This is a genomic window from Brevundimonas sp. GN22 (assembly GCF_054824005.1).
In genome coordinates this window covers 1-26,555 of the sequence record NZ_JSYD01000094.1, presented here as the reverse complement: position 1 = coordinate 26,555, position 26,555 = coordinate 1, and the positions used below count along the sequence as shown (strand labels likewise).

28 protein-coding genes are annotated in these 26,555 nt (G+C 62.4%); 18 read left to right on the top strand and 10 right to left on the bottom strand.

The window, feature by feature from the left end; genetic code table 11:
• Together OB03_RS12455 and OB03_RS12450 are read left to right on the top strand one after the other, a co-directional pair.
• Positions 1-344, top strand: a 344-nt coding sequence (locus OB03_RS12455; RefSeq protein ID WP_461344364.1) for a hypothetical protein, incomplete at its 5' end; no start/stop codon positions are given.
• Positions 345-485: 141 nt separating this feature from the next.
• Positions 486-1,310 carry an IclR family transcriptional regulator gene (locus OB03_RS12450; protein WP_242913645.1) on the top strand — a complete coding sequence of 275 codons (825 nt, stop codon included), beginning with the start codon at positions 486-488 and terminating at the stop codon, positions 1,308-1,310.
• 87 nt (positions 1,311-1,397) lie between these two features.
• On the opposite strand, the gene OB03_RS12445 is transcribed toward OB03_RS12450, so the two are convergent.
• Positions 1,398-2,519, bottom strand: coding sequence for a class I SAM-dependent methyltransferase (locus OB03_RS12445; protein WP_242913646.1), 1,122 nt, complete (start codon positions 2,517-2,519; stop codon positions 1,398-1,400).
• Between the two features lie 165 nt (positions 2,520-2,684).
• On the opposite strand from OB03_RS12445, the gene OB03_RS12440 reads away from it, so the two are divergent.
• From OB03_RS12440 to OB03_RS12420, 5 genes are all read left to right on the top strand, one after another.
• Complete coding sequence (locus OB03_RS12440; RefSeq protein ID WP_461344363.1) at positions 2,685-3,884, top strand: MFS transporter; 1,200 nt, start codon at positions 2,685-2,687, stop codon at positions 3,882-3,884.
• A 167-nt stretch (positions 3,885-4,051) separates the two neighbouring features.
• Positions 4,052-6,346, top strand: coding sequence for a TonB-dependent receptor (locus OB03_RS12435; RefSeq protein WP_242913648.1), 2,295 nt, complete (start codon positions 4,052-4,054; stop codon positions 6,344-6,346).
• 21 nt (positions 6,347-6,367) lie between these two features.
• Positions 6,368-6,835, top strand: coding sequence for a nuclear transport factor 2 family protein (locus tag OB03_RS12430; protein WP_242913649.1), 468 nt, complete (start codon positions 6,368-6,370; stop codon positions 6,833-6,835).
• Positions 6,836-6,903: 68 nt separating this feature from the next.
• Positions 6,904-8,334 carry an MFS transporter gene (locus tag OB03_RS12425; RefSeq protein WP_461344362.1) on the top strand — a complete coding sequence of 477 codons (1,431 nt, stop codon included), beginning with the start codon at positions 6,904-6,906 and terminating at the stop codon, positions 8,332-8,334.
• Positions 8,327-9,154, top strand: coding sequence for an alpha/beta hydrolase (locus OB03_RS12420; RefSeq protein WP_461344361.1), 828 nt, complete (start codon positions 8,327-8,329; stop codon positions 9,152-9,154). The genes OB03_RS12425 and OB03_RS12420 overlap by 8 nt, the downstream gene beginning before the upstream one ends.
• A 56-nt stretch (positions 9,155-9,210) precedes the next feature.
• Here the strand turns inward: OB03_RS12420 and OB03_RS12415 are convergent, their stop codons facing one another.
• Both OB03_RS12415 and OB03_RS12410 read right to left on the bottom strand, forming a co-directional pair.
• Complete coding sequence (locus OB03_RS12415; protein WP_461344360.1) at positions 9,211-9,507, bottom strand: hypothetical protein; 297 nt, start codon at positions 9,505-9,507, stop codon at positions 9,211-9,213.
• A 113-nt stretch (positions 9,508-9,620) separates the two neighbouring features.
• A complete protein-coding gene (locus tag OB03_RS12410; protein WP_461344359.1) occupies positions 9,621-10,550 on the bottom strand; it encodes an aldo/keto reductase in 930 nt (309 codons plus the stop codon).
• Between the two features lie 240 nt (positions 10,551-10,790).
• Here OB03_RS12410 and OB03_RS12405 point away from each other — a divergent pair, with 240 nt between their 5' ends.
• The 3 genes from OB03_RS12405 to OB03_RS12395 all read left to right on the top strand — a co-directional run bounded on the left by OB03_RS12405 (position 10,791) and on the right by OB03_RS12395 (position 14,143).
• A complete protein-coding gene (locus OB03_RS12405; RefSeq protein WP_461344358.1) occupies positions 10,791-12,185 on the top strand; it encodes an FAD-dependent oxidoreductase in 1,395 nt (464 codons plus the stop codon).
• A 97-nt stretch (positions 12,186-12,282) separates the two neighbouring features.
• Entirely contained in the window at positions 12,283-13,230 is a 948-nt protein-coding gene (locus tag OB03_RS12400) for a polysaccharide deacetylase family protein (RefSeq protein WP_242913655.1), read from the top strand.
• 1 nt (position 13,231) lies between these two features.
• Positions 13,232-14,143: a polysaccharide deacetylase family protein gene (locus OB03_RS12395; RefSeq protein ID WP_461344357.1), complete on the top strand. Its 912-nt coding sequence runs from the start codon at positions 13,232-13,234 to the stop codon at positions 14,141-14,143.
• Between the two features lie 96 nt (positions 14,144-14,239).
• Here the strand turns inward: OB03_RS12395 and OB03_RS12390 are convergent, their stop codons facing one another.
• Together OB03_RS12390 and OB03_RS12385 are read right to left on the bottom strand one after the other, a co-directional pair.
• Positions 14,240-14,941: an isochorismatase family protein gene (locus OB03_RS12390; RefSeq protein WP_461344356.1), complete on the bottom strand. Its 702-nt coding sequence runs from the start codon at positions 14,939-14,941 to the stop codon at positions 14,240-14,242.
• Positions 14,942-15,091: 150 nt separating this feature from the next.
• The gene (locus OB03_RS12385) at positions 15,092-15,877 is read right to left on the bottom strand and encodes a GntR family transcriptional regulator (protein WP_461344355.1); all 786 of its coding nucleotides are present in this window, start codon (positions 15,875-15,877) and stop codon (positions 15,092-15,094) included.
• Positions 15,878-15,945: 68 nt separating this feature from the next.
• On the opposite strand from OB03_RS12385, the gene leuC reads away from it, so the two are divergent.
• The 3 genes from leuC to OB03_RS12370 are packed head-to-tail and all read left to right on the top strand — an operon-like array spanning position 15,946 to position 18,626.
• Positions 15,946-17,358: a 3-isopropylmalate dehydratase large subunit gene (leuC, locus tag OB03_RS12380; RefSeq protein WP_461344354.1), complete on the top strand. Its 1,413-nt coding sequence runs from the start codon at positions 15,946-15,948 to the stop codon at positions 17,356-17,358.
• 15 nt (positions 17,359-17,373) lie between these two features.
• Positions 17,374-18,003, top strand: coding sequence for a 3-isopropylmalate dehydratase small subunit (leuD, locus tag OB03_RS12375; RefSeq protein ID WP_461344353.1), 630 nt, complete (start codon positions 17,374-17,376; stop codon positions 18,001-18,003).
• Between the two features lie 20 nt (positions 18,004-18,023).
• Positions 18,024-18,626 carry a DUF6680 family protein gene (locus tag OB03_RS12370; protein ID WP_461344352.1) on the top strand — a complete coding sequence of 201 codons (603 nt, stop codon included), beginning with the start codon at positions 18,024-18,026 and terminating at the stop codon, positions 18,624-18,626.
• A 32-nt stretch (positions 18,627-18,658) separates the two neighbouring features.
• Here OB03_RS12370 and OB03_RS12365 read toward each other — a convergent pair whose 3' ends face one another.
• Positions 18,659-19,585 (bottom strand): hydroxymethylglutaryl-CoA lyase, encoded by a 927-nt coding sequence (locus OB03_RS12365; protein WP_461344351.1) that lies wholly within the window; start codon positions 19,583-19,585, stop codon positions 18,659-18,661.
• A 106-nt stretch (positions 19,586-19,691) separates the two neighbouring features.
• Between OB03_RS12365 and OB03_RS12360 the strand changes: the two genes are divergently transcribed.
• Together OB03_RS12360 and OB03_RS12355 are read left to right on the top strand one after the other, a co-directional pair.
• The gene (locus OB03_RS12360) at positions 19,692-20,834 is read left to right on the top strand and encodes a CaiB/BaiF CoA transferase family protein (RefSeq protein ID WP_461344350.1); all 1,143 of its coding nucleotides are present in this window, start codon (positions 19,692-19,694) and stop codon (positions 20,832-20,834) included.
• A 76-nt stretch (positions 20,835-20,910) separates the two neighbouring features.
• Positions 20,911-21,696, top strand: coding sequence for a hypothetical protein (locus OB03_RS12355; RefSeq protein WP_461344349.1), 786 nt, complete (start codon positions 20,911-20,913; stop codon positions 21,694-21,696).
• Between the two features lie 39 nt (positions 21,697-21,735).
• Here OB03_RS12355 and OB03_RS12350 read toward each other — a convergent pair whose 3' ends face one another.
• Entirely contained in the window at positions 21,736-22,308 is a 573-nt protein-coding gene (locus tag OB03_RS12350) for a DNA-3-methyladenine glycosylase I (protein WP_461344348.1), read from the bottom strand.
• Between the two features lie 109 nt (positions 22,309-22,417).
• Between OB03_RS12350 and OB03_RS12345 the strand changes: the two genes are divergently transcribed.
• Positions 22,418-23,053 carry a YoaK family protein gene (locus tag OB03_RS12345; protein WP_461344347.1) on the top strand — a complete coding sequence of 212 codons (636 nt, stop codon included), beginning with the start codon at positions 22,418-22,420 and terminating at the stop codon, positions 23,051-23,053.
• Here OB03_RS12345 and ygfZ read toward each other — a convergent pair.
• Both ygfZ and OB03_RS12335 read right to left on the bottom strand, forming a co-directional pair.
• Entirely contained in the window at positions 23,050-23,841 is a 792-nt protein-coding gene (ygfZ, locus tag OB03_RS12340; protein ID WP_461344346.1) for a CAF17-like 4Fe-4S cluster assembly/insertion protein YgfZ, read from the bottom strand. The genes OB03_RS12345 and ygfZ overlap by 4 nt on opposite strands.
• A 39-nt stretch (positions 23,842-23,880) precedes the next feature.
• Positions 23,881-24,426, bottom strand: a complete 546-nt coding sequence (locus OB03_RS12335) for a hypothetical protein (RefSeq protein WP_461344345.1) — start codon at positions 24,424-24,426, stop codon at positions 23,881-23,883.
• A 59-nt stretch (positions 24,427-24,485) separates the two neighbouring features.
• Between OB03_RS12335 and OB03_RS12330 the strand changes: the two genes are divergently transcribed.
• Positions 24,486-24,803, top strand: coding sequence for a hypothetical protein (locus OB03_RS12330; RefSeq protein WP_461344344.1), 318 nt, complete (start codon positions 24,486-24,488; stop codon positions 24,801-24,803).
• On the opposite strand, the gene OB03_RS12325 is transcribed toward OB03_RS12330, so the two are convergent.
• Entirely contained in the window at positions 24,781-25,260 is a 480-nt protein-coding gene (locus OB03_RS12325; protein ID WP_461344343.1) for a PaaI family thioesterase, read from the bottom strand. The two genes, OB03_RS12330 and OB03_RS12325, sit on opposite strands and share 23 nt — an antisense overlap.
• A gap of 206 nt (positions 25,261-25,466) precedes the next feature.
• Here OB03_RS12325 and OB03_RS12320 point away from each other — a divergent pair, with 206 nt between their 5' ends.
• A complete protein-coding gene (locus OB03_RS12320) occupies positions 25,467-26,423 on the top strand; it encodes a glycosyltransferase family 9 protein (RefSeq protein ID WP_242913670.1) in 957 nt (318 codons plus the stop codon).
• The last annotated feature ends 132 nt before the right edge of the window (positions 26,424-26,555 follow it).

Genomic DNA, 26,555 nt, shown 5'->3' with positions numbered 1-26,555 from the left:
AGGCGGCGCTCGATGCGCGCCGTTACTGCCTGATCGCTGCGGTTGTAGAAATCGAGCCGGATGACAGCCGCGCATCGGTGGTCGACCGAACGGCTGCCTACATCGAGGCTGGTGCCGATCTGATCATCATGAGGTCCGAGGACAAGCCGTTGAACTTGTCTGCAATGGGAGACAGCTCGTTTTTGCCGGCCCCTATCGGATTTGAGTGGGGACAAAGGTTGAAGCCGTCGCCAGAGGCCGATCTTCTGGCCAAATGGTACAACCTGTCTCTGTATCCCTTCTTATTTCCTCAGCTTTTGCACGGCGCGCGCGATGACCTTCGCGCCTCGCGCACGATGTATTGATCGCAAAACAACCTCTGTCCGCTGAACTACACTATCCATCTGTCGGATAGGTGTCATATTTGCGCCTTGGTTGATCGAACAAAGACCGGTCAACCTCGTTCTGCGAAGTTTTGTTCGTGTAGTTTTGTCGGAGGTAGTGTGATGGAAAAGGGCGTTCCGATCCGCTCGGTAAGCCGCAGTCTGGCTGTGCTGCGAGCCATCAACCGTCAGGGTTCGATGTCTATGGCCGAGATCGCGCGTATCGCGGCGGTTCCCTATCCGACAGCCTGCCGACTTGTTCAGACCTTGATGCACGAGGAACTGATCGAGCGCGAACCGGCCCGTAAACGCTACCGCCCGACCGCCTTCGTTCGCGCCCTCTCGGCTGGCTTCCAGGAGCACAGCGAACTGGTGGCTCTGGCGCGGCCGCAGCTGGAACAGCTGACGGCTGTCACGCGCTGGCCTGTACTGTTGTCCACCCGTTTCGGCGCAGAGATGATGGTGCGCGACTGCACCGATGCCATGACCTCGCAGGTTCTGGATCGCCATTACCCCGGCCATACCTTCTCCTTGCTGGAGACCGCCGGTGGCCGCGCCTATCTGGCCTTCGCCGAAGAGCGCGAACGGGCCGAGATCTTCGAAGCCATCGAAATGGCGGGCGAGGCACCGATCGACCCGCACACCTACCTGCTGATCCAATCGGACGTGATGCTGGAGGAAATCCGCGAACAGGGCGTGGCCCAGCGCGGACGCAACCGCTTCAGCCTGACGCCCGGCAAGACCTCATCCATCGGCGCACCGGTCTTTGCCAACGGTCGCGTGGTGGGGGCTATCGACCTCGTCTACTTCTCGGTCGCCTATAAGTCCGAAGACGCCCTGCGCCGTTATGGCGATGAGGTGAAACGCTGCGCTGCCGAGATTAGCCGCAGCCTGTCGATCACCGCAGCAGGCGACTTCACGCCGGCCCGTCTTTCCAGCGTCGGCTGAGTTCCCTCCAAGTCCCAGCCACCAAAAACCCCGCATCGCTTCGGCGATGCGGGGTTTTCTATGCTCAAGGAGCGGTAGCGGTGGCCGTTAGGCCACCTTCACCGCGCGGGTCACCCACGGATAGCCGTTCGGGCCCAGCGCATAGGCTTCGGCTTCGAAGCCCAGCTTGTTCAGTTCGCCTTCCCACGAGGCGAGGCAGGTTTCGCGGAAGTAGGGCTCTTCGCGGTGGTCGTTGTCCCATTCCAGCAGAACAGCGGTAAAGATATCTACGCCGCGGAAGGGTGCCGGATCGGAGATAACGAACTCGCCGCCCATCTTCAGCACGCGATGCACTTCCTTGAACATCTCGATGTTCACCGGCACCGGTGCCTCGTGGTGAACCGCATAGCTGAACACAGCATCGACGCTCTCGTCTTCCAGACCCGTGGCGCGGGCGTCTGCCTGCTTCAGGTGGAACTGCATGCCGATGCGCTCGGCCATGCGGTGGGCTTCCTTCAGGCCGCGACCATTCAGATCGCAACCGATCAGTTCGGCTTCGGGGAAGACCTTGCGGAGCGCCATCAGGGTGCCAATACCACCGCAGCCGATCTCGAGGATGCGCTTGTGGTCGCGACGACGGAACTGCTCGACCACGTCGATGCGCTGGCGGGCGATGTTCGAGCCGGGAGGTACGGCGGCGAAACCGCCGTATTTGAACACGCGGCCGATGCCGGCACCCTTGCCGCCCAGATCGAAGTCGTCGATGCCGTGCGGAGCAAGGTGGTAGTGGACGCCGTCGTAATAGTCCGGAATCTCGATGTCCGGGTTCAGCTCCAGCGTACCGCCAGCGCCATTCACCGGCAGGGCCGCGTCACGCAGGTAATCCTCGCGCTTCTCTTCGACCGAGATGAGGTTACGGGCCATCATTTCTTCGGCCACATAGCGCTGAACAAAGCGCTCCATGCGGTAGATATTGCTGCTGAAGGCCAGTTCCTTGGCCTCGTCCACGCGGGCGGCGATTTCCTCGGGCGTGCCCGGGGTCTCGTGGGCGGCCTTCAGGGCCTGGCCCTTGGGCGAGGCTTCAAACTCTTCGCGGGCTGTGTCGCGCAGGTCGACAGCGGCGTATTTCAGCATGGCGCCCAGAATGTCCAGGCTGGCGCGGCTGCGCTGGGTCATACCCACGGCGGTCTGGAACATGGCGGCGGGTTTTACGGTATCGGCTTCAGGCATAGTCGCGCTCCATCGATGCTAGCTCGACGGTACTATGAAATCCCGTAAGGGCGAATGTCCGGAACGCCGTTCTCGATAGTCGCCATGCGGATAAAGGACCGATGCGGCTTTTCCGGTCATGACGGAGTGGTGACTTGTGCGGGTCCAACCGAAAGATCTGACCCAATGTCGAATGACACCACGCGCCAGCCGCTGACGCTGCTGGCACTTTTTATGACCGTCGCTATCGGGGCCATCGGCTTCGGCATGGCGATCCCTCTGCTGCCGTCCTATGCGCGCGCGTTCCAGATCGATGCATGGCAGGTCGGTCTGATCTTCGCCGTGTTTTCGATCGGTCAGGCAATTGGCGAGGCTGTCTGGGGACGTCTTTCCGACAAGCTGGGGCGCAAGCCCGTTCTATTGATGACGCTGGGTCTGGGCGTGGTCGGCTATATCGGCATGGCCTATGCCCCGACCTATGCGCTTTGCCTGATTGCGCGCCTGATGTGCGGCGTGGCGGCCGGTAGTACCGGTGTCGTGCAGGCTCTGATCATCGACATGACACCGCGCGAAAAGCTGACGGGTCGTCTGGCCATCATTAGCGCCTGCGCCAGCATTGGCTTCGTTGTGGGGCCAGCCGTGGGCGGTCTTCTGGCCTCGCCAGAGGACGGTCTGGCAGGCTTCCGTCTGTGCTTCCTGCTGTCGGCAGCATTCAGCCTCGCCAGCTTCCTTATCATCGCCATGGCTGTGCCGTTTGTACGCAAGGCCGTGGCCGACAAGCAGTCGGCGGTGGACGCGCCTTTCCGCCTCAGCCGCGCGGCGCTGTGCCTGATCCTGGTGGGCGTGGGCGTCATGGCAGCCTTCGCGGGTGTAGAGTCCGTGTTTGGTTTATGGACCGAGCGCCTGTTTGCATGGTCGCCGCGTGAACTGGGTCTGGCCTTCGCTCTGGCCGGTTGCGCAGGTGCAGGGGTGCAGATGCTGGTCACCGCCCGCGCAGTGCGCCGGTTTGGGGACCGCAAGGTTCTGGTCTTTGGCCTGTCGATGACGGCACTGGCCCTTTTGGGTCAGGCGGCTCCGCTTAGCGGTGGCATGATGACGGGGCTGATCGCGCTGGCTTCGCTGGGCTTGGCCCTGTCCATGCCCACGGCAGCGTCCCTGCTTTCCAAGGAGGCGGCCCCCGGTCAAGCGGGCCGTCTGATGGGAGCCAATATGGCCGCTGCCGCCGCCTCGCGCATCCTTGGTCCGATCATTGCAGGTGCGATGTATGCGTTCGTCGCGCCGCAGGTTCCGTTCCTGATGGGCGCGGCCATGGTGGGCATTTCGGTCCTCCTTGCGCTCGGCATCGACCGCATCCGCACCGCAGACGAGGCTCCTGCACCAACCTGACTATCCGCCTGTCGGAAAGACCAAATGGCCGCGTCCAATAGGGCGCGGCCATTTCTGTTCGTGCACCCCGCAAATCTATCCATCACGCGAGAAATGCCGATTGAACGGATGCGGACAGCCTGACGCGGCCCCCCAATGCCCCTCGCAAGGAAGAGGGGTTTTCCATCATGTCTAACAAGACTACGCGTTCGAAATTCTTATTGGCGGCCACAGCGCTCGGCACGGTGATGCTGTCCAGCGGACAGGTTCACGCCCAGTCCGCCGAGGGCCAATCCGTCACTTCGGTTGACGACATCGTGGTTACGGCACGTCTGCGCAAGGAAACCCTTCAAGAAGTTCCCGCAGCCATCAGTGCCTTCAGCGCCGAGAACATGGCCAAGGCCGGTATCCAAAATCTGGAAACTCTGGCTGCCGCGACGCCGGGTCTGTCGTTCCAGTCCATCGGCGGCACCTATCAGGCACCGGTCATCCGTGGTCTGGCTCAGATCGACCAGACCGCACCGATCGGCAACGTCGGCGTGTTCGTGGACGGCATCTACCTGAACAACCGTTCGGGGATGGAGTTCGGCTATCTGGATCTGGCCCGCGTCGAAGTCGTCAAGGGCCCGCAGAGCGCCCTTTATGGCCGTAACACCTTCTCGGGTGCCATCAACTACGTCTCCAAGGAGCCGACCCTCGGCTACTACTCCGGCTCGGCACAGGCCGAGATCGGCGACTATGGCCGCAAGTCGCTGCAAGGCAGCCTGTCGATCCCGATCGGCGAAGTCGCAGCCCTGCGCGTTTGGGGTGGTGAAGGCGAGTTCGACGGCACCATCGACAACCGCCGCGACGGTGGTCACCTCGGCGGCTACGACCTGCGCCGTAACCTCGGTGCCTCGCTGCTGTTCCAGCCGAACGACCGATTCTCGGCGCGCTTCTTCCACATGCGCACCGACACCTTCGAGGATCAGGCGCCGTACGCCTTCGTCGAGACGACCGAGAACAACTGCGGCTCGCAGACCACCGGCCCTCGCGGTGACCGCATGACGCTTTATTGCGGCGCATTGCCTTATCCGACCAGCGTGGACCTCGATACCGAGGCGGCGACTGGCCTGACCGGCTACAGCACCCTGAGCTATGCGACCGCCAGCTATGACATGGATTTCGCGACGGTCACCGCCACCCTTGGCCACACCTATGCGAAGTTCGGCCAGAACAACGACGGCACCGGCAAGGCCGATGCCATCTCGACCCCGCTTGCTCCGGGCAGCCACCTGTCACAACAGAGCTATGCCCAGACCGTGGGCGATGCCTCGGATGAACTGTCATTCGACCTGAAGCTGACCTCGTCCGCCGACCAGCGCCTGCGCTGGATCGTGGGCTTGTATGCCTTCGATGGTAGCATCAGCGACGGCCTGTACAGCTACTATGCACACCTCAATGACCCGTCGCAGCTGACGCTCAACTTCGCCCGCGGCGGCAAGATGGATCTGAGCGGCAAGGCGATCTACGCTTCGGTCGATTACGATTTCAGCGACCGTCTGACCCTGTCGGTCGAGGGTCGCTACAGCAGCGACACGCAAACCTATGAAGGCGCGGCAGCAACCGGCGGCGCCAAGGGCGAGCAAGACTACAACTACTTCACGCCCAAGGCCTCGCTGAAGTTCCAGTACTCGCCTTCGACCATGTTCTATGCCTCGGCGGCGCACGGCTACAAGATCGGTGGCTTCAACTCGCAGGCCGGTGGCAAGCCGGAGTTCACCTTCGATCCGGAAACCAACTGGTCGTACGAAGCGGGCATGAAGAGCACCATGTTCGACCGCAAGCTGCAGTTTGCGACCTCGGTCTTCTACATCGACTGGTCGGACATTCAGGTGCAGGGCGCAATCCCGGGCGCATCGCTGGCGGTGACCCAGAACAACGAGGGCGCGACCTCCTACGGTATCGAGTGGGATTCGACCTACTACTTCACCCCGAACCTGTCGCTGCGCACCAGCTTCGCCCTGATGGACCCGACCTATAAGGACGGTACCGAGGACGCCGAAGTCGCTGCACCGTGCGGTCGCATGATCGGCACCGCGATCACTGTACCGGGTTGCTCCATCGACGTTGGCGGCAAGCAACTGTCGCGTACCACCAAGGCGCAATACTCCATCGGTGGCGAGTGGACCCTCCCGCAACTGATCGGCGACTTCGACGGCTACGTCCGCGCCGACTACTCGTGGCAGGAGGCCAAGCCTTCGACCAGCCTGAACTGGGACACGCAGGGTGATCTGGCCCTGACCAACCTGCAGATCGGTCTGCAGAGCAGCAACATCACCATCGCGGCATGGGTGCGTAACCTGTTCGACGAGGAATACCTCGCACGCGCCACCTTCACGCCTTCGACGCTCGACGGAGCACCGGTCACCGGTGTCGTTCAAACCCGCGTCTATCCGGGCGAAAAGCGGACCATGGGTCTGCGCGTCAGCTACGCCTTCTGATCGATAGGGAAATAGAGAACCATGAACACCATGACCCGTCTGACGATGGCTGCAGTTGCAGCCATCACCCTGACCGCCGGAGCACCCGCTATGGCCCAGACCGCCGAGGAAATCGAAGCCGCCAAGAACGAGATCTGGGCGATGGAATTGTCCATCTACTCGGGCCGCGAACAAGGCAACATGGACAACTACCGCAACAATGTTGCGGAGGGTTACATGGCTTGGCCTCCGGTCACCGCGACCCCGATGCGCTCCAACAATCTGGGCCGTCCGGGTGATCGCACCAACAACCGCGAACTGATTGCCCTGACTTTCCAGGACTTCTCGATGAACGGCGATGCGGCGGTAATCTATTACAAGTCGCACCGCACGCGCCGCGCTGACGGCACGCCGTCGGACGACCGCTTCGACGTCACCCACACGTGGCTGAAGCGCGACGGTCGCTGGGTCGTCTTCGCGGGTATGGCCCGCGCGACTCCGGAAAACTGATCGGCTTCGGCCAAAAGGGCGGGGCGCTTCGGCGTCCCGCTTATTTTCGATTCTAGCGAGGACAGCGTTTGACCGCTCTTGCAATAAATCCCCAGCGTAAAGTGGCTGCGGGTCCGGTGACGGACAAACAGATCGCTGCCTATTCGGTGGCGGCCTTTGCGATCATGTTCCTGTCGCAGCCGGTCACGGCCTTCGTGCCGCAGCTGTACGCAAAAGAGTTCGGCTTCAGCCTTGGCGCACTGGGTATGGTGCTGCTGGCCGGCCGTTTCATCGAGGCCTTCAACGACCAGTTGTTCGGCTTCCTGTCGGACCGCCTTCGCTCCAAACGCTTTGGTCGCAAGCCGTGGATTGCCGCCGGCGCGACCTTGATGGTGCTGGCCGCCTTCTTCCTGCTGAAGCCCCCTCCGGGCATCGGCCTGCTGTATTTCTTCGTCTGGCGCGTCGTTTACGACATGTCGGCGACCATGCAGAACATCAACTACAGCGCATGGGGTGCCGAGCTTTCGGACGATTATCACACCCGTTCGCGGGTCACGGCCTTCCGCGGCTTTTCCTCGCAACTGGGCAGCGTGCTGAATGACCTGCTGCCGATCCTTGTTGCATGGGTCGGTCTGACGGCTTCGTCGAATTATTCGATGGAGATGATGGGCTACTTCTTCATTGTCGCCCTGATCACCATCCCGCTGATGACGGCGATCTCGCTGATCGGCGCGCCCAAGGGCGTGGCTCCGGTGTCGACCGAGCGCCCGAATGTTCTGGGCCTGTACAAGGCGGTGAAGACCAACCGTCCGTTCTGGGTCTATCTGGGTTGCTTCATCATGACCGGTTTCGGTCTGGGCGCGCTGCAACTGATGTTCACCTTCTACGATGGATACCTGAAGGTGGGTCAGTGGTACCCGTATATGATGACGGCCTTCTCCATCGTAACGGTGGTGGCCATTCCGTTCTGGACGTGGCTGTCGAAAAAGATCGGCAAACACCGCGCCTATAGCTCGTCGATGATCATCGCCTCGCTGGCCATGAACCTGTTCTGGTTCGTGAACCCCAGCACGCTTCCGGTGGAAACCGTGGCCCTGTTCGCGACGGGGGTTGTCGTTGTCATGGGTATCGGCGTGGCGGCCAGTATGGTCCTGCCAGCAGCCATCCTTGCCGACGTCATCGACTATGGCACCTGGAAGACGGGCGTCGTGCGTACCGGCAGCTATTTCGCCTTCTATCTGCTGACCACCAAGATCGCCTCGGCCATCGGTGCAGCAGCAGGCTTCATGGCGCTGGAAGCGTTCGGCTATGACGCCAAGGCCGGTGCTGTGAACGACAGCTTTGCCACCTTCGGCATCATGGTCGTGGTGGTTCTGATTCCAACCATTCTGAAGATCACTGGCTCGCTGATGCTGTGGAACTTCCCGCTGGACGAGCGCCGCCACGGCATCCTCGCCAAGCGCCTGCGCCAGCGTGTCGACCGCTCCCTGCGTGATGAACAAGGACCGATCGTTGGCTGATACGCTGAACACATCGGCGCATTCGAAAGAGGCTGTCCGGGCTCGCTGCCCGGGCAGCCTCGTTTTTGACCGCCGTACACTTCTTGTGGCTGCACTGGGGGCAGGGATGGCTGGCACCGCCAAGGCAGACGCCCGTCTGATTACAATCGAGGGCATAGGCACGGCACGGCTGCATACGGCACCGGCGGCGCGTGCCGTTCTGGCCATGGTGCCGGGGTTCGGCTGTGCCGCGCGCCGCTATGATTGGCTGTCTGGGCTGAATGCCCGTGGGGTGACAGTCGTCATTCCCGAACTGGCCGATATCGACGGACTGAAAGGAATGCAGTCCCTGTTCGGGCACCTGCGTTCCTACGGCCTGCCGATCTATCTGGCCGGACATTCCGCGGGCGGATCACTGTCGCTGGATGCGCTGGAAACCGACCCCGCGCGTAACAACAGGATCACCCGTCCCGAAGGCTATAGGCCGCCGCAGGACATCGAAGGCGTAATCGTCATGGGGGCGTCGCTGCAACCGCAGCTGCTGACCATGTTGCTGCCTTACCGACAAGAGGACACCCCCCTGAGCCGCCCCGAACGGACCAGGGTCATGTTCATCAGCGGCACCCACGACACCATCGCCACGCCGGATCGGGTGGCCATGACCATCGCCCGTTACACCGTCCCGTCCGAGCACGTCGTGCTGCAAGGTGCCAACCACTATGGCTTTGTCGAGGGCCACGAACCTACCGACAACGCCGCGTCCGGTCTTGAGGGAGCCATTGACGGACACCTGCAAAGACAGGCCACGCTCAACCACCTGACCCGCTTTCTCGGCGCATAAAAAAAAGACCCCTGAGAAGGGGTCTTTTCAGTTTCATGCGGGGACGTCGGAAAAGATCAGGCGTCGGCCAGACCGGCGCGTTTCAGGATTTGATCGACGTGGTGTTCGCGCGCCGCGATCGGGGCACCAACGACTGCCGAGACCATACGGTCGCGTACTTTTTCCAGTTCGGCTTCCTGATCGGGCGTGAAGGCGAAGTCGTCGATAGCGTTAGCTTCGATCACGCCCTTCTTGTCCAACATGGTCTCCAGCACCGCCATACGGTCGCGCAGGATCCACACCTCCGAGAGCAGCGCCGTGACCATGCGGCCTAGATCATCGACGTTGTCTTGGTTCAGATAGATGTTGGCCATGAGGTCCTCCGGTTGGTGCCCTGTCGGGCGCATGGGTTCGTCGTGAGTGTGAGGCTATGCCAAGCGGCGCGGCTGCATAGGTCGCCCGCGTGGCTTATCCGTTCTGCGATTAGTCAAAGCGTGATGGCGTCGATCTTTGCCAGCAGGTCGCTGTCCAGAGTCCAGCCGGCCGAGGCCGCATTGGCCCGCACCTGATCTCCGCGCGAGGCACCGGCAATGATGCTGGATGTCTCGGGGCGCGACGCCAGCCACCCGAACGCCAGCTCTACCAAGGTGCGACCGCGCTCTTCGGCGAGGGCCTTCAGCGCTTCGGCCTTGTGCACATTGGTGTCGTTCAACACCTTGGACGGCAGGCCGCCCATCGTAAGGCGCGTGCCGGGTGCGGGCGGCGCGTCCTTGGTGACCTTGCCGGTCAACAGGCCACTCGCCAGCGGGAAGTAGGGCAGAAGGCCCACGCCCGCGCGTTGCATGGCGGGCAGGGTGGTCGTTTCGATCCCGCGCGCCAGCAGATTGTATTCGTTCTGCGAAGAGATGAAGCGCGAGATCTTATTGGTCTCGGCGATCCACATGGCGTCCACCAGCTGCCATCCGGCATAGTTGGACGCACCGATATAGCGGATCTTGCCCTGACGGATCAGGTCGTCCAGCGCGCGCAAAGTCTCGTCCAGCGGCGTCAGCGGGTCCGGCGCGTGGATTTGGTACAGGTCGATGTAATCGGTCTTGAGGCGCTTGAGACTGGCCTCGACCGCCTGCACCAGATAGCGGCGCGAGGCCCCCATGGCGCGGAAGCTGCCGTCGGTCGCGAAGCCGCCCTTGGTGGCGAGGATGATCTGGTCGCGGTGGCCCTGCGACAGCTCGCCCATGATGGCTTCGGACACCCCGCCCGGACCGCCGTACATATCGGCCAGATCGAAGAAGTTGATGCCGCAATCGCGGGCCGCGCCATAGACATCGCGCGCCTTCTCCAGATCGTTGAAACCGTTACAGCCCAGCCCGACCAGCGATACTCTCAGGCCCGAGCGGCCCAGTGATCTGTGTTCCATTTCCACCTCCACCATTTGGCGACACGCTAATGGATGAGCGGGCGGTGTTGGCGACCGGCTGTGGTTCCTCCACCTGTCGAACAGTTGGCGGGACGGGATGTGGCGGGTGGCTCTCCATAGGGCGAACACTTCGCCAAAGCGGCAAGCGCGGCGGCACGCGCCAGACGTAGGCTGTTGCAAAGATTACAGAGGCTTGGCTGCCCGCCGCCTCTTTGAACAGTGGCCGGAGCCTGCGATTCCATGACCATCCTGCGTGACGTACCCGAGTTTGACTTTGTGATCCCCGTTCTGGTGGTCGGCGCAGGGGCCTGTGGGCTGACGGCGGCCATGGCTGCGGCAGATGGTGGAGCCGAGGTGCTGGTGCTTGAGCGCGATCCCACGCCGCTGGGCTCGACCAGCATGTCCACCGGCATGATCCCCGCGCCCGGCTCGCCCGAACAAGCCGAGCGCGGCATCGACGACAACCCCGAACTGTTTGTCCAGGACATGATCAAGAAGACCGAAGGCCGCGTCGATGTGGACCTCGCGCGCCTTCTGGCCAATGAAGGCGTCGAGACGATCCAGTGGCTGCGCGACAAGCACGGCGTGCCGTTCATCCTGATCGACGACTACATCTATCCGGGCCACAGCCGGATGCGCATGTTCGCCACGCCTAAACGCTCGGGCGCGGAACTTCAGGCCGCGCTGGAAGCCGGCGCGTCGAATGCAGGTGTCAGCATCCTGACCGAAGCCACTGTCCGTCACCTGTATGTCGGAGAGGGCGAGAATGTTGTCGGCGTGCGTATCGAACGCCCCGACGGTTCGTTCGAGGATATCGGCTGCGAGACGCTGATCCTTGCGTGCTGTGGTTTCGGTGCCAACGCGGAAATGGTGCGCCGCTACATCCCCGAACTGGCCGACATCGTCTATCACGGACACTCGGGCAATCAGGGCGAAGCCATCCTGTGGGGCGAGGAGCTGGGTGCCGCGCTGGCCGACATGGACGGCTATCAGGGGCACGGCGGTTTGGCCGCAGGCTATGGCGTGCCGATCCTGTGGCCGCTGATCATGGAAGGTGGCTATCAGGTCAATGCCGAGGGCAAGCGTTTCTCGGACGAAAGCCAGGGCTATTCGGAGCAGGCCGCTAAGGTGAATGCCCAGCCGGGCGGTTATGCATGGTCGATCCTCGACGAGCGTCTCCACACCTTGATGATGAAGTTCGAGGACTATCGCGATGCGCTGGAAGCGGGCGCGGTCCAGACAGCGAACTCTATCGAGGAACTGGCCGCTATCACCTCTACGCCCGTCGACACCCTGCGCGAGACGGTTGAAGCCGTCGCAGCGGCCACGCGCGGCGAGATCGAGGACGCGTTCGGCCGCGACTTTACCGGCAAGCCGCCGTTGGTCGCGCCCTATCGCACGGCCAAGGTCGTGGGGGCGCTGTTCCACACCCAAGGCGGTCTGGATATCGATGCCGAAGCCCGCGTGAAGAAGAAGGACGGCAGCGTCTTCCCGAACCTGTTCGCAGGCGGTGGTGCAGCGCGGGGCGTCTCGGGCTCGGGTCCGGCGGGATATCTGGCAGGTCATGGTCTTCTGACCGCGACCACGCTGGGCAAGCTGGCCGGACGGGCCGCCGCCAAACAGGTTGCGGGCTAGATCACAGAATGACAGGACAGGCCCCGATTGGGGCTTGTCTTATTTCAAAGACCAATTGATATATGAATAGATCATTTAGTGAGTTGCGGAGGGGCAAGTGCACGCAGATCCCAACCTTTACGACTACTGGCCCTATCATGAGCGGCCCAAGGTCGTGTGGCCCGACGGCAAGAAGCTTGCCTTCTGGATTGCGCCGAACATCGAATATTACGAGTTCGACCCGCCCAAGAACGACAAGCGTGCGGGCTGGCCCAAGCCGTCGCCGGACGTGGTCGGCTATTCGCAGCGCGACTGGGGCAACCGCGTCGGCCACTGGCGTCTGATGGAGATGCTGGATCGCCACAACATGCGCGGCTCCATCTCGCTGTCGACCGCCCTGATCGACCACCACCCCGAGATCATCGAAGCCTGCGTCGAGCGGAACTGGGAGTTCTTCTCGCACGGCATCTATAACACCCGTTACTCCTACGACATGGACGAGGCGCAGGAACGCGCCATGATCCAGGACTCCATCGACACCATCCAGAAGGCGACGGGCCAGCGTATCCGTGGCTATCTGGCGCCTGCCCTGACACACACCGAGCGCACGCTGGATCTGATCGCGGACATGGACTTCTGGTACACCTGCGACCTGTTCCAGGACGACCAACCCCAGCCGGTAAAGACCAAGTCCGGCAAGCTGATGTCGATGCCCTATTCGTTGGAAGTGAACGACGTCATCACCTATGGCGCGCAGTCGATGGACCCGTGGCGCTATGCCGACATCCTGAAGCGCCACTTCGATCAGCTGCTGGAAGAGGGCGAGGAAAGCGGCACGGTTATGTGCATTCCGCTGCACGCCTATCTGGTCAGCCAAAGCCACCGTGTTCGCCCGTTCGAAGAGGCGCTGAAACACATCACCAGCCATTCGGACGATGTGTGGATCACAACCGCCGCCGAGATCGCGGGCTATTACCGCGAGACCTATTGGGACCAGACCAAGGCCGATATCGAGCGTCGCGGTCTTGCCACCGGCGGCACGGGCTTTAGCGGGGAGGGTGCGTAAGATGAGCCTGCCTGAATCCTATCTGACCTATCCGCATCGATCCTACGGCATGGACCAGTCGCTTTACGGCTGGCGCCAGCAGGCCGAACGCCCAAAGGTTAACTGGCCAGCCGGTCAGGCCGTGGCGGCCATGGTCGTTGTGCCGATCGAGCACCACACCCTGACCCCGTCGGGTAAGCCGTTCAAACACCCCGGCGCGATGGTCACGCCCTATCCGGACCTGCGCCACTATACGACGCGCGACTATGGCAACCGCGTGGGTGTGTTCCGCATCCTTAAAAGCCTGAAGGCGGCGGGCGTTAAGGCGACCTTCCCCGTCAACGCCAACCAGCTGGAACGTCTGAGGCCGCTGATCGACGCCATCCTCTCCGATGGTCACGAGATCGCCGCCTATGGCCTGTCGACCGACCACATCCACTTCGGTGCGTTGGAGCGCGCGACCGAAGAAGCCTGGATGGCAGAGGTTCGCGCCCGCTTTGACGCCGCCGGCCTGAAGCCCCGCGTGTGGATGAGCCCTGCGCGTCAGCAGTCGTTCAACACGCTGGAAATTATCCGCGCCAACGGCTTCGACATCTGCCTCGACTGGGAACAGGACGATGTGCCGGTCGAGATGACGACGCCCTCAGGCGTGGTTCAGGCCGTGCCGCTGTCGAACGAGATCGATGACCGCAACCTTCTGATCGACAAGCGCCAGTCCGAAGACCTTTGGGCCAATCAGGTGCTGGAAGCCGTCGACTATCTGAAGTCCGAAAAAGACCGCTTCGGTGGTCGCGCCATCGGCTTCACGCTGACGCCCTATGTCTCGGGCCTGCCGTTCCGCGCCCACGCGGTGCGCCGCATCCTGAACGCCATCGGCGGTGACGCCGAGGTGTGGTCGGCTACGGCTTCGGAGATCGCCGACGCCGCGAAATAGGGCTCTCCCTGATCGCCTTGATCCTCCCAACCGAGGCGAAAGAAAAACCCCGATCGGATCGCTCCGGTCGGGGTTTTTTGATGGGGTAGGGGCTGTTTAGCCCTGACGGGCTGTCAGCCAGTCCACCACTTCCTGCGCATCGACCACATCGGCGTATTTCAGCAGCAGGTCGGTGAGGTTGGCGTAGTGATAGCTCTCGTGCTTGTCGGCCACGCACTGCTCCGGAACGATGGTGCGGAAACCGTAGGACAGGGCATCCACGGCCGTCGCGCGTACGCAGCCCGAGGTCGAGCCGCCCGTCACGATCACCGTGTCTACACCATGCCATTGCAGGTAGGAGCGCAGCGGGGTCTCGAAGAACATGCTGGGCATGCGCTTGGTGTTCACAAGGTCGATGTCTTCCTTGATATCGCAGCGCGGATCAAAGGCGTGGCGCTCCGAGCCGTATTTGATGTTCTGCAGGCTGTCGGGCGTATTGGTGCGGGTGCCCCAGACGCCAGCGTCACCGCCGTCGGCCTTATAGGCCACGTGCGACCACGCCACCGGCATGTTGGCGCTGCGGGCCAGTTCCGAGATGCGGTTCACCCATTTGATCTGGTCCGGATCGGTCACATAGGCCGAGACGGGGAACAGGTCGGGGCGGGTATAGGCCTGCTGGAAGTCGATGTTCAGCACCGCCAGCTTATTGCCAAAGCCGAAACGGGCGCGGGTCGGGTTGGCCTTGATGCCTTCATAGATTTCGCGCGCGGTGCGGTTTTCCCGAACCATGGTCGGTTCGAAATGCAGGTCTGCAGACATCTAAGCCCTCCTCTAACAATCCGGCCACGTCTCCCCTCAGAGACGGGCTCAAGATCAAAATGATCTATTCATATATCATTTGTCTTGTGGCAGGATTGCAAGGACGAACTGCGGTCGCTGGCAAAGTTTTCTGCCCAAAGACCCGCAGCTTCAATCGTCGGCGAGGGGCCGACGTTCGCGGGTGGTAACGTGGTACTGGAAACGGTCAGAACGATAATGCGAGTGGATCAGCTGGACGACGCGTCCGCTGGCGTCACGCATCACACGCGCCACCTTCAGCAGGGGTGTGCCGACCTCGACGTCCAGCGCGGTGGCGACGGCGGGTTCGGCCGCAACGGCCATGATCCACTGATCTGCATCGACGGGTTTGAACCCCGCCCGCTCCAGCAAAACCAGCATGGACGTGCCTGCCAGATCGTCTCGGCTCCAATGGGCGGCGATGTCGGCGGGGATGTGGTTCACCAGATAGGAAAACGGCTCGCCCTGCAGTTTCCGGCGGCGGATCGAGCGCTGGACAGGCGTTCCCACCTCGACTTCCAACGGGTCGGCAATGGTACCGTCCGCGGGGACCGTGTCGGCGTCCAGCAGTTCGATCTGCGTCTCCAGCCCCATCAGGGTCAGGCTTTCGACCAGATTGTCGAACGCACCCTTCACCACGGGCGAGGGGACGGCGCTGGTGACCACGGTGCCGCGCCCGCGCTGGCGGTCCAGCAGGCCGTCATCGGCCAGTTCGCTCAGCGCCCGCTTTACCGTGATGCGCGAGACGTTGAAAATTTTCGCCAGATGCAGCTCCCCCGGCAGCATGGCTCCGGGCGGGATGTCACCGCTGCGGATCTGTGCGCGGATGGCCAGATACATCTGGTGGTAGAGCGGCGTCGGCAACGCCGGATCGAGATGCAACGGCACGGGAAAAGGCCACGTCGCGTCTTCGCTCAAAACTCTTCTCCCCGACCAAATCAAGGTGCCGCTCGGCACCCATCCTTATTGCTTCAAGGACGTCGTGTATGACAACGCCTAATCCGAGCCCTTCGACCCTGTTCGACAAGCTGTGGGCCCAGCATCTGGTGCACAGCAATGACGCAGGCGTGGGCCTGATCGCCATCGACCGCGTGTTCCTGCATGAACGCACGGGCGGCATCGCGCTCAAGAGCCTGCGGGCCGCTGGCCGTCAGGTGGCCGATCCGGCGCGTGTGTTCGGCACCATGGACCACATCGTCGATACTCATGTGGGCCGAAATGACGACACCCGCATGCCCGGTGGCCGCGAGTTCATTGTCCAGACCCGCGAGGCCGCCCGCGCCGAGGGCATCACCATCTTCGACATCGGCGACAAGCGTCAGGGCATCGTTCACGTCGTCTCACCCGAACAGGGCATCGTCCTGCCGGGCCTGACGGTGGTCTGTCCCGACAGCCATACCTGCACCCAAGGCGCAATGGGCGCTCTGGCTTGGGGCATTGGCTCGACCGAGGCCGAGCACGCGCTGGCCACCCGCACCCTGCGCATCAACCGCCCCAAGACCATGCGGATCACCGTGAACGGCGTCTTGGGGACGGGCGTCACGGCCAAGGATTTGGCGCTGACCCTGCTGGCACGTCACGGTTCGCGCGGCGGGCAGGGGCATATCGTCGAGTTCGCAGGTACCGCCATCGAGGCGCTGGAGATCGAGGCGCGCCTGACGCTGTGCAACATGGGCGCGGAACTGGGCTGTTTCAGCACCATCATCGCGCCGGATGAAAAGACTTTCGCCTATCTGGAAGGCCGCCCCTATGCACCAAAGGGCGAGATTTGGGATCAGGCCGTCGCCTATTGGCGCACGCTGAAAACCGATGACGGCGCGACCTTCGACAAGGAAATCGTGCTGGACGCATCAGAAGTTGGTCCGATGATCACTTGGGGCAGCAGCCCCCAACAGGCCATCAGCATCGACGGCGTCGTTCCGTATGCGGACGAAGCCAGCGCCGAAATCCACCAACGCGCCATCACCTATATGGACGTCACCGCCGGACAGCCGGTCGAAGGCCTCAAGATCGGCTCGGCCTTCATTGGGTCTTGCACCAACAGCCGCCTATCGGACCTGCGCCGCGCCGCCGCCATCCTCAAGGGCCGCAAGGTCGCCGACGGCGTGCGCGCCATCTGCGTTCCGGGGTCGGGCTTGGTGAAGGAAGCTGCCGAGCTTGAGGGCTTGGATAAGGTCTTTATCGAAGCGGGCTTTGAATGGCGCGAACCGGGCTGCTCCATGTGCTTCTTCGCCGGTGGTGAAAGCTTTGGTGCGAAAGAGCGCGTGGTCTCCTCGACCAACCGCAATTTCGAGAGCCGTCAGGGGCCGGAAACCCGCACCCACATTGCCAGCCCCGAAGTGGTGGCCGCGTCTGCAATTGCGGGCTGCCTCGCCGACCCGCGCAAACTGGCCGCATAAGAGAGAGATACGATCATGGAAGCTTTCGTTCGCATGACCGCCGTGGCCGCCCCTCTGGTGCGGGCCAATATCGACACCGACATCATCATCCCCTCGCGCGAGATGAAGTCCGTCTCAAAGACGGGCCTGAAAGACGGCCTGTTCGCAGGCTGGCGCTATACCGCCGTGGGCGGGCGTGATCCCAAGCCCGACTTCGTGCTGAACCAGCCGGAATATGCGGGTGCCGGCATCCTGCTGGCGGGGGAAAATGTCGGCTGCGGCTCCAGCCGTGAACACGCCGTCTGGGCGCTTCATGAATACGGCTTCCGCGCCGTCATCGCCCCCAGCTTCAACCCGATCTTCTACAACAACTGCGTTCGCAACGGCCTGTGCCCCGTCATCCTGCCCGCCGAGACGGTTGCCGCCATCGCCGCACAGGTCGAAGCCGACCCCGCCCACGCCAAGGTCACCGTCGATCTGGAAGCGCAAAAAGTCACCGCCCCCGACGGCAGCGAATACGGCTTCACCCTCAACAACGAGGAAGACCGCATCGCCCTGCTCAACGGCTACGACGCCGTGGACCTGACCCTGCTCCACAAGGAGGCCATCGACGCCTTCATCGCGGGCGATCAGGGTCAGCGGCCGTGGGTGTATCTAGCAGGATAGATTTCGTATAGCTTTGCTATATGGAATCCTCTCACTTATCTGATGTCGCGCTTTTTATGGGTCTAAAGCTCTACGAGTGGATGACCCTTTTAGGGATCATTGCGGGTCCTATATGCGCCGTTTTAATCACCCTCTGGGTGGATAGACGAAGAAGGAAGTCAGACGCGAGGACGCAAATTCTTCGTATGATTCTCACGACGCGTAGACTGCCATCCGATCCTGCATACGTGATGGCGATCAATTTGATTGAAGTTGAGTTTAACGACTGCCCTACCGTCATGAAGGCTCGTAGCGAGTATCTTGAACTTGCTGTGAGGGAGGTATCTGAAAGCGGTAAGAAAGACCACGAACAGCGGATGGTAGCTAAGCAAGCCACTATGATCGTGGAGATGATGAAAGCTATTGGCTTGAAGGCATCTGAAAGCGAAATTCTCACAGACGCTTATGTGTCGAAGGGCTTCATTTTCCGCGATGACCTTTATTTGGATTCCCTCAGAGCGATGCGGGATATTGCGGAAGCGTTGAAGGTCTCGAACTTCTTGGTTGCTCGATCAATGGGGATTGGTGACGAGTCCGCTAAGGATGCGCTCAATGCTCTGCCTAATGAGGGCGTTCGAGAATAAAAAGGGGGCCGATAAGGCCCCCTTTTGACGTTTCAGAACCCGCGCCAGCCCTTGGGTGGGCCGGCCTCTGACAGGAAGCCGTAGAACTCTTCATCCGGCAGCATGGCGGCGACTTCTCTGCGCAGTTCGATCATTTTTTCGATGTCGACGCCGGTGTCGTAGCCCATGGCTTCCAGCATGAAGACGAGGTCTTCGGTGACGATGTTGCCGCTGGCCCCCGGTGCGAAGGGGCAGCCGCCGACGCCGCCCAGCGACGAGTCAAGCGTGGTGATCCCCAGTTCCAGACCAGCCATGGCATTGGCGAGGCCGAGACCGCGCGTGTTGTGCAGGTGCAGGCCCGTCAGGTTCTCGTCGCCCACGGCGGCGCGGACAGCCTTGATCAGCTGCTTCACCTGAACCGGATGGGCATAGCCGGAGGTGTCAGACAGGCCCACCTCGTCACAGCCCGCCTTCATCAGACGCTCGGCCAGTTCGACCACCTTGCCTTCCGGCACCTCGCCCTCGATGGTGCAGCCGAAGGCGGTCGATAGTGCGCCCTCGAAATGCGGGCGGTTGCCTTCGGGTTGGGCCTTGATCAGTTCTGCAATGGTGGTGGCCGCCTCGATCATCTGTTCGTGGGTGCGGCGCACATTCTTCAGGCTGTGCGTCTCGCTGCACGACAGGGGCAGGGAGATTTTGTGCGCGCCCGCAGCGATGGCGGCCTCTGCTCCCTTCACGTTCGGCACCAGAACCGCGACCGTCAGGCCCTCGATCTGGCGGGCATATTCTACGACCTCGGCGGTGTCGGCCAGTTGCGGCAGGATGTGCGCGGGCACGAACGAGCCGACCTCGATTTCCTTGAAGCCTGCCGCGACCTGCAGGTCGATCCAGCGCTTCTTCTGCTCGGTCGGCAGGATGGATTTGATGCTTTGCAGACCGTCGCGCGGGCCGACTTCGCTGACAAGAATGGGGGTCCCCACCACTTACTCCCTTAAATGATCTATTATTATATCATTAGATCGTTTATCGCTGTCGGTCTAGGACAGTTATGGCCCGCAGGGCCGATGCTTTTGAGGGGTAAGCGTCATGACACAAGCCGTTCGCCAAGGTCCGCTCGCAGGACTGAAGGTCATCGAGTTCACCCACATGGTCATGGGGCCGGCGGCGGGTGTGATCCTCGCCGATCTGGGCGCGGACGTGATCAAGGTCGAGCCTGCCAATGGCGACGCGACCCGTGAACTGAAGGGCTCGGGCGCGGGCTATTTCGTCATGTACAACCGCAACAAGCGCTCCATCCGTCTGGACATGAAGTCTGAAGACGGGCTGGCCACGGCCAAGGCCCTGTGCGCGGGCGCGGACGTGATTATCGAGAATTTCCGTGCGGGGGCGCTGGACCGTCTGGGGCTGTCGTACGAAGAACTGTCCAAGATCAATCCCGGCCTGATCTATTGCTCGGAAAAGGGCTTCCTGCCGGGGCCGTATGAACAGCGCACCGCGCTGGACGAAGTGGCCCAGATGATGGGCGGTCTGGCCTATATGACGGGTCCGGCGGGGCGTCCGCTTCGCGCCGGTGCCTCGGTCATCGACGTGACGGGCGGCATGTTCGGCGTCATCGGTATTCTGGCCGCACTGGAAGAGCGCCGCCGCACGGGCCGTGGCCAACTGGTCAAGAGCGCCCTTTATGAGACGACCGCCTTCCTCGTTGGCCAGCACATGGCGCAAAAGGCCGTCACCGGCACCGCCGCCCGCCCGATGCCGGAGCGTATCTCGGCCTGGTCCATCTATGACGTGTTCCAGACCAAGGACGGCGAGGGCGTGTTTATCGGTGTGGTGACCGACAAGCTTTGGCTGGTGTTCTGTGACCTGTTTGGCCTGTCCGATCTGAAGGCCAACCCCGACTTCGCCCTGAACAATGCCCGCGTGGCGGCGCGTGACCAGATCCTGCCCGTCGTGCGCGAGGTGGTGGGTCAATATACCCGCGAGGAACTGATCGACATGCTGTCGCCCAGCGGCCTGCCGTTCGCGCCCATCGCGCGTCCTGAAGACCTGTTCGACGATCCGCATCTGAACACGGGCGGTCTGATCGACGTGACCATGCCGAACGACGAGGTCGTTCGCCTGCCGTCCCTGCCTATCGAGATGGATGGTCGCCGCTTCAACGAGGCCGCGGCTGCACCGAAGTCGGGCGAGCATCAGGAACAGGTTCTGGCCGAATTGGCCAAGGGCTGAGTTCCAGTCGCGGCAACGCTTGAAGTTTTCAGGTGTACGGGCGTTTATCGACCTCTGTTCTTGAACGGGGTTGTCGATGAAACGTTTCACCTATCTTCTGATGGGCAGCGCAATGGTGCTGGCCGCCTGTGAAAGGGCGGCCGCACCTTCGGCCCCTGCGTCGGAGGCAGCGCCCGTGGCGGCAATGCCGATGGCCAAGCCAGAAACTCCCGCTGCCGTCCAAGCCGTTGATGTGAATGATGTACAGACCCGCGCGGCCGCCTTCCGCGCGGCATGGGGTGCCGCTCCGCCTGTCGTTTACCGGCCCAAGGGAACCGAGGCCGCCGAGGTCCAGACCTACAACAAGGCCAAGCTCGTTCCCGTCGCGCCCGCCCTCTATGCGTTGATCACCGAGGGGCAGGGTGGCGAGGGGCACGTCAACGCAGGCTCGCTAGCCATCCACTATCTGAAGCCCACCGCCAACGGGTTTGAACGCGTCGGCGCATGGCCCGCGTTCCTGATTACGGGGACTTTCGGAAACCCGCCGCAATGGTCGATCCGGCAGGACCTGACACCGTCGCCAACTCTGGTGGCAGAGGCTGGCGGGACTTGGCAGGGCTATAGCTGCTCATGGGCCCACGTCATCGAACTGACGCCCGAGCGGCCCGTGACCCGCATCGATCAGGTCTCGACCGGATACAGCGACGGCGGTGCCCGCTTGGACGGCGAAGAGGTCACAGGTTTCGAGGGGCAAATCCTTGCTGGCGAAAAGGGCCGCACCATCCGCGTCCGCTACTCCGGCGACCGTAAGGCGGTGGTCACCTACGCCAAGGTGGGAGCCGCCTATGATCCCGTCGATCCACCCGAACTGCCCGGCTGCTGAGAAGGGCTTGTCAGGCCGTTTTCAGCTCGATGATGCCTCTTAAACCTCTGCGTGCCTAAAGCAGGTCACCATGTGATCGTTGACCATGCCGACGGCCTGCATAAATGCGTACACGATCACTGGCCCGACGAATTTGAAGCCGCGCTTCTTCAGCGCCTTCGACATGGCCACGCTCTCGGCGCTCTGGGTGGGGTAGGGCTCGCCCTCGACCAAGTTGTTCTGGATCGGTTTGCCGCCGACGAAGCTCCACAGGTATTCGGCAAAGTCTTCGCCATTGTCGCGCACCTGCACGAACAGTCGGGCGCTCTCGATGGTGGCGATGATCTTGGCGCGCGAACGGATGATGCGGGCGTCGTTCAGCAGACGTTCGATATCGGCATCATCAAAGGCCGCCACATTGTCCGGATCGAAATTGGCGAAGGCGTCGCGGATACCCTCGCGCTTTCTCAGGATGGTGATCCACGCCAGCCCCGCCTGCATCCCGTCCAGCACCAGCTTCTCCCACAGGGCGCGGCTGTCGTGTTCGGGCACGCCCCATTCGGTGTCGTGATAGGCGACGTACAGCGGGTCGGTGCTGCACCATTTACAGCGGGAGAGGGTTGCGTCGGTCATCGAACGATGTTGCCTAAATGTTCACGTTTGGCAAGCTTGGGCTTAAAGATTGACGAGGCGCGTCAAAAAGCGTTCGCTCTGCCAATGAGAGTCTCGCGAAAGTCCTGACATGGTGCGCCTTGATCGCCCGTCGCAGGTTTTGGCTGTGTGCTTTGCCGTGGTCGCAGGGTTCGTCGACGCGGTCGGCTTCCTGATCACCGGCGGGTTCTTTGTCTCCTTCATGACCGGCAATACGACGCGACTGGCCATCGGCCTGTCGGAGATCAGCCATGACGCGCTTGTGGCCGGTGGCCTGCTGCTGGCCTTTGTGCTGGGTGTCGTGACGGGAGCCAGCGTCGGGCGGCTGGCAGGGCGTTACAAGCGACCGGCTATTATGGGTTGGGTGCTGTTGGCGCTGCTTGCGGCGCTGGTAGCCTATGTGAAGGTGGGCGTTGTGTGGTCGGTCGTGCCGCTGGCGCTGGCCATGGGGGCTCAGAACACAGTCTTTGCCGACGACGGCGAGGTGATGGTCGGCACCACCTATATGACCGGCAATCTGGTCAAGATGGGCAAGCGGATCACCGTCGCCCTGTTTGGCGGAGACCGTTGGAGCTGGGTGCCATTCTTCCTGCTTTGGGCGGGGTTGGCAGGCGGAGCGGTGCTTGGTGCGCTCAGCTATCAGAACTTTGGCGTCTGGGCGCTGGCCCTCGCGGCGACGGCCATGCTGTCACTGGCGCTCTACAGCCTGTTCAGGCTCTGCGCCTAGGCTTCGAACGCCGGAACCCAGTCGGGGCGGATGACGGAAATGGCACGGCCATCCACACTCAGAGTTCCCTCCATCCGGTCCAGTCGCATCATCGCCATGCCGCGTCCGTTGGCGGCGCTGGTCACTTCGCCCGCCCGCAGTTCGCCGTTCAGCACCTCGGCCCCCGCTGCAGGGGCCTCGCCCTCATAGCTAAAGGGCAGGATGCGGTTCTTGATGGTGCCCCTGCGCTTCATGCGCGAGGTGGTTTCCTGACCAACAAAACATCCCTTGTGGAAGTCGATGCCATTCATCAGGTCAAAGTTCGCTTCGATGGGATAGGTCTTGTCCTTGGGCGCATCGAAGGCGGCCTCGACCACGCCCAGAGTGGCGCGGTGTGCGTGCCAGTCGTCCTCGCTGGCGGTGGTCTCGCCCGAGAAGCCTATCGCGCGGTGGCCCAGCCCTTCCAGACGCGGATCGGCGATGAAGCCTTCGGGTGCTTCTTCCCACGCCGCGAACACTCCAGCGTCGGACGCCGCGATCTCCACATCGGCGCGCAACTTGTACATCGCCAGCCGCTGCACCAGACCGTCCCGCGCGTCTGCCGGAACATCCAGCCACAAGCCGTCTTCCTTGCCCCAGATGAACAGGTCCAACATCAGCCGCCCCTGCGGCGTCAGCAGTGCCCCGAACCGCAAGGCTCCGGCCTCCAGCGTCTCCACATTCTGCGTCAGCAGATTGTTGAGGAAGTGGCGGGCGTCGGGGCCGGTCACGGTGATGACGGCGCGGCTGTTCAAACGGGCAATAGGCATGGCCATCAGATAGGCCGACGCGCCCGCGAAAAGAAGGGGTCAGGCGACGGCGTAACGCGCCGTGACGCCATCGGGCTGGAAGTCCGACGCCGCCAGACTGTCCAGCGCCGCGAACAGATGGCCGACAAAGGCCTCCATATCGCCGTCCTCGATGGACGGGCGCAGATAATTGGTCACCACCGCACGCACGGGATAGGTGCCCTCCGGCCCCGGCACCGACAGGGCGATCTGGATGCCCTCGGCGACCCAGTGGGCGACGGTGGCAAAGAAGTCCTCGCTGGCCAGAAACTCGGATGGTCGAATGACGTAAAGGGTGATGATCCCTTCCTGCACACCATCGGGGCGCACGATCACGCCACTGCGGTCCGGTCGCCAGTCATCCGACAGTTCCACCGCCCGCCATAGACAGAACCACACGCGGCAGGTCTGCGGCCGGATGGCATGCACCGAACAGCCCGAACCATCGACGCAATAGTGGCACAACTGCCCCGTCGGCTTGGCCAGCTCGGGCAGGTCCAGCGGGATAAATCGGCAGCACTCGACGCAGCCACCGCAATCGCGGTCAGGAAGTAGGGGCAGGGACATGGGGGCTGTTTAGAGCTAAGTGTCGTGAAAGGTAATCTGCAAACCCCATAGGGGCGCGAATGGTAGGTAGCTTCTTCTCCAAGCCCAAGACCGCCGATGACTGGTTCCGCGTGCCCGCTGTGATCGGCGGGGCCTTGGCCGTACTCTTGGCCTTGGCGGCGGTCCTGGTCGGTATTCCCGCCACATTGGTGATTACAGCTATAGGCGGGGGCACTGAACGGATGCTCCTGTTGCTGGCCGCGATCGTCTTTCCCGCTCCAGCGTGGTTGGCGTTCAAAGCCCTGACGCGCGGCGATATGGGCAGGGCCTGTTGGTGGAGCCTCGTGCCGCTGGTGTCCATCGGAGTGGCGTGGGTCACGCTTGGGGGCGTGACCTAAAGGGGTACGCCTTAACTTCCATCACCGCGATAATGCCCGAGAAGGCCAGCACGGGGCGGCCTTCCTGTTCCATCTGGACCTGCACGAAGATCATGCGCTTGCCGGCCTTTGTGACCTTACCGCGGGCGGTCAGGCGTTTGTGCGGGACGGCGGGGGAAAGGAACTCGCTATTGAGCGAGACGGTCACGCCGTCCTGTTCGCCCATAGCCTCGGCGGCGATGACAAACAACGAATAGTCGGCAAACGTCAGCAGCGAGCCGCCGTGCACGATGCCGCCATGACGGCAGTTTTGATCCTGCGGGGTAAAGCCCGCCTGCAGGTCGCCGTCCTCGTGGCGGCGGATATAGAAGGGTCCGGCGTGCTGTTCGAACGGCACGTGCATTGTCCAGCGTCCCCAACCGGCCCACTCCCCCTCGGTGACGATGGTGACGTGGTTTTGGAAGGCATCGGCAGACATTGGGGTACTCGTACTCAAAACAGGGTCGAAAGCCCTGGCCCCATAGCCGGAATGCCTTGCCATGTGGACTTAAAAACGCTGCATCGCGGTATTAAAACGCTGCTCGACGACGGCCACCAAGGCACCACCGTCGCCTGTTATGACGATAACGTACAATTCACCGCCTAAACGCTGAAACGCCGAGAGAATCCCGTTAGGCTGAGAATATGAGCGGGCGTTTTCCCATCCTTTATATTGCCGAAGCCGATCCTGAAGAGGCCATCCTCTCGTCGGGCGCGCTGGCACATCTGGTAGAGATGATCCCGCACGCCGACTTTACCGTGGTTGGTTCGGCCGCGTCGGCACCGCTGTTTGCGGACCTGCCGCGCCTGCGTCGTCTGATCGTTCTGGACAAGGACGGCCGCTGGGACTGGATATCTCTGTGGAACCAGGTGCGCGATACCAACTGGGGACTGGTGGTGGACCTGCGCGGTTCGTCCCTGTCGGGCAAGCTGCGACGCCAGCGCCGCGCCGTAAAGGAAGGCAGCATCCCCGGCGTCCACGCTGTGGAAGAGGCCGCCCGTCTGCTGCAACTGGATGAAATCCCCGCGCCGAAACTGTTCATCAGCGAGGCCACCCAAGCCATCGCCGACAGCTTCATCCCGCGCGGTGATGAACCCATTCTGGCGATCGGTCCGGGCGTGGACTGGATCGGCAAACGCTGGCCCGCCGAACGCTATGCCAAGGTGGCGGCACCGCTGCTGTCCGAGGGTGGACCTCTGGCCGGTGGCAAGCTGATGATCGTCGGCGAGGAAGCCGACCGTGACGCCGCTCACACCATCCGCTTTGCCGTGCGCCGCGACCGCGTGATCGAGCTTCAGGGCAAGCTGACCCGCCTGCAAACGGCGGCGGCACTGACCCACGCCAATCTGTTCATCGGGGGAGACAGCGTCTGGACCCAGTTGGCCGTTGCCGCAGGTGTTCCTGCCGTGGGCGTGTTCGGCCCGTCCGACGACAAGAAGCGCCGCCCATGGACCGGCATCGCCGTTCGCGGCCCGCGCACCCTGGAAGAATACAAAGAACTAGACCCCCGCCTGAACCAGCACATCCAGCACATGATGGACCTCCCCGCCGACCGCGTCCTGAAAAAGACGCTCAAGATGCTGGCGGAAATGGCGGAGTAGGGGTGTCGGCTGGGCCTCAAGGTCTTACAGCGGCGCGCAGGTGAACTGTTCGCGCGGCGTGCCCGATACGGTCGAAAGTCGCTCGGCAGGCAGTTTGATGACGAGGCCGGAGTATTCCAGCCGATAGTCATA

Coding starts and splice junctions, on each gene's coding strand:
- OB03_RS12415 (WP_461344360.1), bottom strand. CDS start 9,507: ATGGCCAACATCTATCTGAACCAAGACAACGTCGATGATCTAGGCCGC.
- OB03_RS12355 (WP_461344349.1), top strand. CDS start 20,911: ATGAAACGTTTCACCTATCTTCTGATGGGCAGCGCAATGGTGCTGGCC.
- OB03_RS12435 (WP_242913648.1), top strand. CDS start 4,052: ATGTCTAACAAGACTACGCGTTCGAAATTCTTATTGGCGGCCACAGCG.
- OB03_RS12440 (WP_461344363.1), top strand. CDS start 2,685: ATGTCGAATGACACCACGCGCCAGCCGCTGACGCTGCTGGCACTTTTT.
- OB03_RS12450 (WP_242913645.1), top strand. CDS start 486: ATGGAAAAGGGCGTTCCGATCCGCTCGGTAAGCCGCAGTCTGGCTGTG.
- OB03_RS12390 (WP_461344356.1), bottom strand. CDS start 14,941: ATGTCTGCAGACCTGCATTTCGAACCGACCATGGTTCGGGAAAACCGC.
- OB03_RS12335 (WP_461344345.1), bottom strand. CDS start 24,426: ATGTCCCTGCCCCTACTTCCTGACCGCGATTGCGGTGGCTGCGTCGAG.
- OB03_RS12320 (WP_242913670.1), top strand. CDS start 25,467: ATGAGCGGGCGTTTTCCCATCCTTTATATTGCCGAAGCCGATCCTGAA.
- OB03_RS12410 (WP_461344359.1), bottom strand. CDS start 10,550: ATGGAACACAGATCACTGGGCCGCTCGGGCCTGAGAGTATCGCTGGTC.
- ygfZ (WP_461344346.1), bottom strand. CDS start 23,841: ATGCCTATTGCCCGTTTGAACAGCCGCGCCGTCATCACCGTGACCGGC.
- OB03_RS12370 (WP_461344352.1), top strand. CDS start 18,024: ATGGAATCCTCTCACTTATCTGATGTCGCGCTTTTTATGGGTCTAAAG.
- leuD (WP_461344353.1), top strand. CDS start 17,374: ATGGAAGCTTTCGTTCGCATGACCGCCGTGGCCGCCCCTCTGGTGCGG.
- OB03_RS12405 (WP_461344358.1), top strand. CDS start 10,791: ATGACCATCCTGCGTGACGTACCCGAGTTTGACTTTGTGATCCCCGTT.
- OB03_RS12325 (WP_461344343.1), bottom strand. CDS start 25,260: ATGTCTGCCGATGCCTTCCAAAACCACGTCACCATCGTCACCGAGGGG.
- OB03_RS12345 (WP_461344347.1), top strand. CDS start 22,418: ATGGTGCGCCTTGATCGCCCGTCGCAGGTTTTGGCTGTGTGCTTTGCC.
- leuC (WP_461344354.1), top strand. CDS start 15,946: ATGACAACGCCTAATCCGAGCCCTTCGACCCTGTTCGACAAGCTGTGG.
- OB03_RS12350 (WP_461344348.1), bottom strand. CDS start 22,308: ATGACCGACGCAACCCTCTCCCGCTGTAAATGGTGCAGCACCGACCCG.
- OB03_RS12395 (WP_461344357.1), top strand. CDS start 13,232: ATGAGCCTGCCTGAATCCTATCTGACCTATCCGCATCGATCCTACGGC.
- OB03_RS12330 (WP_461344344.1), top strand. CDS start 24,486: ATGGTAGGTAGCTTCTTCTCCAAGCCCAAGACCGCCGATGACTGGTTC.
- OB03_RS12445 (WP_242913646.1), bottom strand. CDS start 2,519: ATGCCTGAAGCCGATACCGTAAAACCCGCCGCCATGTTCCAGACCGCC.
- OB03_RS12360 (WP_461344350.1), top strand. CDS start 19,692: ATGACACAAGCCGTTCGCCAAGGTCCGCTCGCAGGACTGAAGGTCATC.
- OB03_RS12430 (WP_242913649.1), top strand. CDS start 6,368: ATGAACACCATGACCCGTCTGACGATGGCTGCAGTTGCAGCCATCACC.